Below are 5,469 nucleotides of genomic sequence, written 5' to 3'. Positions count from 1 at the left end.
GGCGAAGATCCCAAGCTCTCCCGCGGTTGTAACCTCAGGTGGTACGGGCGACTTCGCCAAGCCAAGGTCCGGGCGGCCGCCCGGACCTTGGCTCAATCGCTCTAATCCCACGAAATCTCTCTCGTGTAGATACAAGGTGGCTCGGCGTAGCCGAGCCGGAGTGGGGGGTCGACCTGGCACGAGCATGCATTCAAGCCAAGTCCGCGATCCCGTCGCGTGCACAAATCAGTCGAAGAAGGCCTCGACCACGTTTCGCTTGCCGAGCATGAAGGCATCGGCGACATGCTGGAGAGGCGCGAGATCGACGTCGGAGGTGCCGGCGCGCACGATCTCGGCGAATCGCCGATAGAGCATCGGGTATTCCGCTTCCGGTTCGTCGTGGACGACACGGCCGTCGATAGCGAGCTTTGAGCCGCCGCCCGAAAGCACCATGGCGCCCTTGTCGGTGTCGGCCAGAATGTCCCAGCTTTGCGGGCCTGTCTGCAGCCAGTCGAGGTCCATTGTCACCGGCAAGCCATTCGAGGTGCGGAAGGTGACGCGCGCGGCAACCGGGGATGCGCGATTTTCGGGAAAATCCAGAACCGCCGAAGTGATGAACATCGCCGGCAGGATATGAGTGGCGATCGACAGCGCGTTGATGCCGGGGTCGAAGACGCCAAAACCGCCGGGCGCCCAGATCCATTCCTGGTTCGGGTGCCAGCGGCGCACGTCTTCCTTCCAGTTGATGGCGGCCGACTTGATCCTGGTCGAGTTCAGGAAGGCGCGCGCGGCCTCCACGGCCGGCGCATAGCGCGAGTGCCAGCTGGCGAACAGCGAGACGCCGTTCTGCGCGGCCAATGCCTTCAGGTTTTCGACCTCGCTGACAGTGGCGCCCGGCGGCTTTTCCAGGAAGACATGCTTCTTCGCCATCAGCGCCGTGCGCGCCGCGTCGTAGCGGAACTGCGGCGGCATGCAGAGCGAGACGGCCTCGAGCTCGGGCACTGCATCGAGCATCGATTCGATGGTCGGGAAATTCGGAATGTCATCTACCTTGCCGTGCCGGCTGGCAGCAGCGATCAGGCGATAGTCCTGGTCCTTCGCCAGGGCCGGCAGGTGCTGGTCGCGGACGATCTTGCCGACGCCGACGATGCCTATCTTAATGGGCTGGGACACGGCCGCTCCGTCTGTTGAGTGATGGTGATGGCTTCTTATCAGAACACTTGCCCTGGGCAAGCCGACAGGCCAACCTCAGTCTTACTCGATCTGAGCGCCGGCGTTCGTCGGCTAGGAAGCCTAGATCGCTGATTCGCCTCGGCAACCGATTCGAAAGCCGAGTCGAGGCCTGGTTTCAGATCGGCACGTCGAAGGTAACGATCGAAACTTCGCCTTCGAGCGCACCCTGGAAGGCGGAAAGATGCGGCTCTTCGTCGGGCACGCCGTCCATGTCGCCGATCTGGTCGAGCTCGGCCTCGGCGTAACCTTCCGCGGCAAGCGATTCGAGTGCCCGGCGCACCGCCGAATCGTCGTCGGGCGCGACCAGCATGACATGGACGCCTTCCGGTTTGCCGCCCTTTTTCTTCCACACCCGGCCGGTGATGATGGTGACCGGGCGTTCTTCATTGTCGTTCACGGGTCGATTCCTCTTGGCAATGTGTGGGCGGGCGAGGGGGTTCTGACTGCTCATGCGGCCTTTTCGCATGAAGAAGAGCCGTGCAACAGCGCAAAGCCATTCACTTTGCTAAAGGCTTGGCACTTTCTTCCTCGCTCTTGCAAAATTGCGAAAGAAAATTACATGCGTTTTTCACATGGCTGCCAAGCCTTGGTTGGCGCGCAATATTTAGCGCTCCGGGCTTGACGGTCCGCGGTCTTACGAGTAGAAGCCGCCCAGTCAGAACCGATGTGAGGCTCTCCCTTCCGAAGCGACACGCTTTGGAGTTTGCCTCAAACAGGGTTCGTTTTACGAGCGAAAAGACATTTCCGGCGTGCACGAAGCGGCTTCCGCTTCCTCTGCGATTTGTTCGGGCAAGACCGCGAGGCGCGGTTCGTGGCCCGAATTTGCGTATGGAAATGACGCTTTGAGCGGCCCTGACCGGGCGAGACACGGAATTGAGAGACAAGAGGGTTTAATGCCTACCGTCAACCAGCTGATCCGCAAGCCGCGCATTGCGCCGGTGAAGCGCAACAAGGTCCCGGCCATGCAGCAGAACCCGCAGAAGCGGGGCGTCTGCACGCGCGTCTATACAACGACGCCGAAGAAGCCGAACTCGGCGCTGCGCAAGGTGGCCAAGATCCGCCTGACCAATGGTTTTGAAGTGATCGGTTACATCCCCGGTGAAGGTCACAACCTTCAGGAGCACTCCGTGGTGATGATCCGCGGCGGCCGCGTCAAGGATCTTCCGGGCGTTCGCTATCACATCATCCGCGGCGTGCTCGACACGCAGGGTGTGAAGAACCGCAAGCAGCGCCGTTCGAAGTACGGCGCCAAGCGCCCGAAGTAAGATTTTCCGGCCTTGGCGCTCCTTGAGTGCGTCGGGCTATGAGATTGAGAGACAAAAGCCATGTCGCGTCGTCACAGTGCAGAAAAGCGTGAGATCAATCCGGACCCGAAGTTCGGCGATCTGATCGTCACCAAGTTCATGAATGCCGTCATGTATGACGGTAAGAAGTCGGTTGCCGAGACCATCGTCTACGGCGCACTCGACCAGGTTCAGTCGAAGACCAAGCAGGAGCCGGTCACCGTCTTCCATCAGGCGCTCGACAATGTCGCGCCGCATGTGGAAGTGCGTTCGCGTCGTGTCGGCGGCGCCACCTACCAGGTTCCGGTCGACGTGCGCCCCGAGCGCCGCCAGGCATTGGCCATTCGCTGGCTGATCGCAGCAGCGCGCAATCGCAACGAGACCACGATGGTCGACCGCCTCTCCGGCGAGCTGATGGACGCGGCCAACAACCGCGGCACGGCCGTCAAGAAGCGTGAAGACACCCACAAGATGGCTGAAGCCAACCGCGCTTTCGCGCACTACCGCTGGTAAGCGCGAACGAGACTGAGAGGCAGCTACGATGGCCCGCGAATACAAAATCGAAGACTACCGCAATTTCGGTATCATGGCGCATATTGACGCCGGCAAGACGACGACCACCGAGCGCGTCCTCTATTACACGGGCAAGTCGCACAAGATCGGCGAAGTCCACGACGGCGCTGCCACCATGGATTGGATGGAGCAGGAGCAGGAGCGCGGCATCACCATCACGTCGGCCGCGACCACGACCTTCTGGAAGGCTCGTGACGGCAAGATGCACCGCTTCAACATCATCGACACCCCCGGCCACGTCGACTTCACCATTGAAGTCGAGCGTTCGCTGCGCGTCCTCGATGGCGCCATCGCGCTGCTCGATGCCAATGCCGGCGTTGAGCCGCAGACGGAAACCGTCTGGCGCCAGGCCGACAAATACCGCGTTCCGCGCATGATCTTCTGCAACAAGATGGACAAGATCGGCGCCGACTTCTACCGCTCGGTCGAGATGATCGGTTCGCGCCTCGGTGCGCATGCCGTCGTCATGCAGCTGCCGATCGGCGCCGAGACCGATTTCAAGGGCGTTGTCGACCTCGTCGAGATGAACGCGCTGGTCTGGCGCGACGAGACGCTGGGCGCTGCCTGGGATGTCGTCGAGATCCCGGACGACCTCAAGGCTCGTGCCGAGGAATACCGCGAGAAGATGATCGAGGCCGCCGTCGAAATGGACGAGACGGCGCTTGAGAATTACCTCGAAGGCAAGATGCCGTCGAACGACGAGATCCGCGCGCTGATCCGCAAGGGCACCATTGCGGTGAAGTTCTACCCGATGTTCTGTGGCTCGGCCTTCAAGAACAAGGGCGTGCAGCCGCTGCTCGACGCCGTCGTCGAATATCTGCCGTCGCCGGCCGATGTTCCCGCCATCAAGGGTGTCGATGCCAAGACCGACGCTGAGATCGAGCGTCACGCCGACGACAACGAGCCGCTGTCGATGCTCGCCTTCAAGATCATGAACGATCCGTTCGTCGGTTCGCTGACCTTTGCCCGCATCTATTCGGGCAGGCTCACCAAGGGCATCTCGGTCGACAACACCGTGAAGGGCAAGAAGGAGCGCATCGGCCGCATGCTGCAGATGCATGCGAACTCGCGCGCCGACGTCGAAGAGGCTTTTGCCGGCGACATCGTTGCTCTGGCCGGCCTCAAGGACACGACCACCGGCGACACGCTCAGTGATCCGCTGCATCCGGTCATCCTCGAGCGCATGGAATTCCCCGATCCGGTCATCCAGATCGCCATCGAGCCGAAGACCAAGAACGACCAGGAAAAGATGGGCCTCGCCCTTCACCGCCTGGCCGCCGAGGATCCGTCCTTCCGCGTCAAGACCGACGAGGAAAGCGGCCAGACCATCATTTCCGGCATGGGTGAACTTCACCTCGACATCATCGTCGACCGCATGCGTCGCGAGTTCAAGGTCGAGGCCAATGTCGGCGCGCCGCAGGTGGCCTATCGTGAGACGATCACCCGCAGGCACGAGCAGGATTACACGCACAAGAAGCAGACCGGCGGTACCGGTCAGTTCGCCCGCGTCAAGATCGTCTTCGAGCCGAACCCGGACAGCAGCGAATTCGAGTTCGAGACCAAGATTGTCGGCGGCGCTGTGCCGAAGGAATACATCCCCGGCGTCGAAAAGGGCATCAACAGCGTCATGACCTCGGGTCCGTTCGCGGGCTTCCCGATGATTGGCGTCAAGGCGACGCTGATCGACGGCGCTTACCATGATGTTGACTCCAGCGTCCTGGCCTTCGAAATCGCCGGCCGCGCCTGCTTCCGTGAAGCCGCACCCAAGCTTGGCGTGCAGCTGCTCGAGCCGATCATGAAGGTCGAAGTTGTGACGCCGGAAGACTATGTCGGCAGCGTCATCGGCGATCTGAACGGCCGTCGTGGCCAGATCCAGGGTCAGGAAGCACGTGGTGTGGCCGTGGTCATCAACGCGATGGTGCCGCTCGCCAACATGTTCAAGTACGTCGACAACTTGCGCTCGATGAGCCAGGGCCGTGCGGCCTACACAATGCAGTTCGATCACTACGAGCCGGTCCCGACGGCGGTGGCCCAGGAAGTCCAGAAGAAATACGCGTAAGGGTTCCTTAGCCACCGGGTCGCGTCCTTTGCGCGATGCCGGATCTGAAGAGCGAATAACAATTTCCCCCAAGCGGGTAGAATAGACGGAGAACGATTATGGCCAAAGGTAAATTCGAGCGTAACAAGCCTCACGTGAACATCGGCACGATTGGCCACGTCGACCATGGCAAGACGTCGCTGACGGCGGCGATCACCAAGTATTTTGGCGAATACAAGCGCTACGACCAGATCGACGCTGCCCCTGAAGAGAAGGCACGCGGCATCACGATCTCGACGGCGCACGTCGAATATGAGACGGCCAACCGCCACTACGCTCACGTCGACTGCCCCGGCCACGCCG

At 61.3% G+C, this 5,469-nt stretch carries 6 protein-coding genes; 4 read left to right on the top strand and 2 right to left on the bottom strand.

The features are described from left to right. Positions 1-225: 225 nt before the first annotated feature. Together NKJ06_RS34130 and NKJ06_RS34125 are read right to left on the bottom strand one after the other, a co-directional pair. The gene (locus NKJ06_RS34130) at positions 226-1,152 is read right to left on the bottom strand and encodes a Gfo/Idh/MocA family protein (RefSeq protein ID WP_352636272.1); all 927 of its coding nucleotides are present in this window, start codon (positions 1,150-1,152) and stop codon (positions 226-228) included. 175 nt (positions 1,153-1,327) lie between these two features. After that, positions 1,328-1,609, bottom strand: a complete 282-nt coding sequence (locus tag NKJ06_RS34125; RefSeq protein WP_023762912.1) for a transcriptional regulator — start codon at positions 1,607-1,609, stop codon at positions 1,328-1,330. A gap of 496 nt (positions 1,610-2,105) precedes the next feature. Between NKJ06_RS34125 and rpsL the strand changes: the two genes are divergently transcribed. From rpsL to NKJ06_RS34105, 4 genes are all read left to right on the top strand, one after another. Further along, the gene (gene rpsL, locus NKJ06_RS34120; RefSeq protein WP_006333356.1) at positions 2,106-2,477 is read left to right on the top strand and encodes a 30S ribosomal protein S12; all 372 of its coding nucleotides are present in this window, start codon (positions 2,106-2,108) and stop codon (positions 2,475-2,477) included. 60 nt (positions 2,478-2,537) lie between these two features. Continuing rightward, entirely contained in the window at positions 2,538-3,008 is a 471-nt protein-coding gene (gene rpsG / locus NKJ06_RS34115) for a 30S ribosomal protein S7 (RefSeq protein ID WP_008875664.1), read from the top strand. A 28-nt stretch (positions 3,009-3,036) separates the two neighbouring features. Further along, positions 3,037-5,127: an elongation factor G gene (gene fusA, locus NKJ06_RS34110; RefSeq protein ID WP_352636270.1), complete on the top strand. Its 2,091-nt coding sequence runs from the start codon at positions 3,037-3,039 to the stop codon at positions 5,125-5,127. Between the two features lie 98 nt (positions 5,128-5,225). Next, positions 5,226-5,469, top strand: a 244-nt coding sequence (locus tag NKJ06_RS34105) for a GTP-binding protein (RefSeq protein WP_352812020.1), incomplete at its 3' end; no start/stop codon positions are given.

This window comes from Mesorhizobium sp. M0293 (assembly GCF_040321735.1).
In the GTDB taxonomy this organism is placed as follows: Bacteria; Pseudomonadota; Alphaproteobacteria; order Rhizobiales; family Rhizobiaceae; genus Mesorhizobium.
This window is presented reverse-complemented; position numbering and strand designations above follow the sequence as displayed.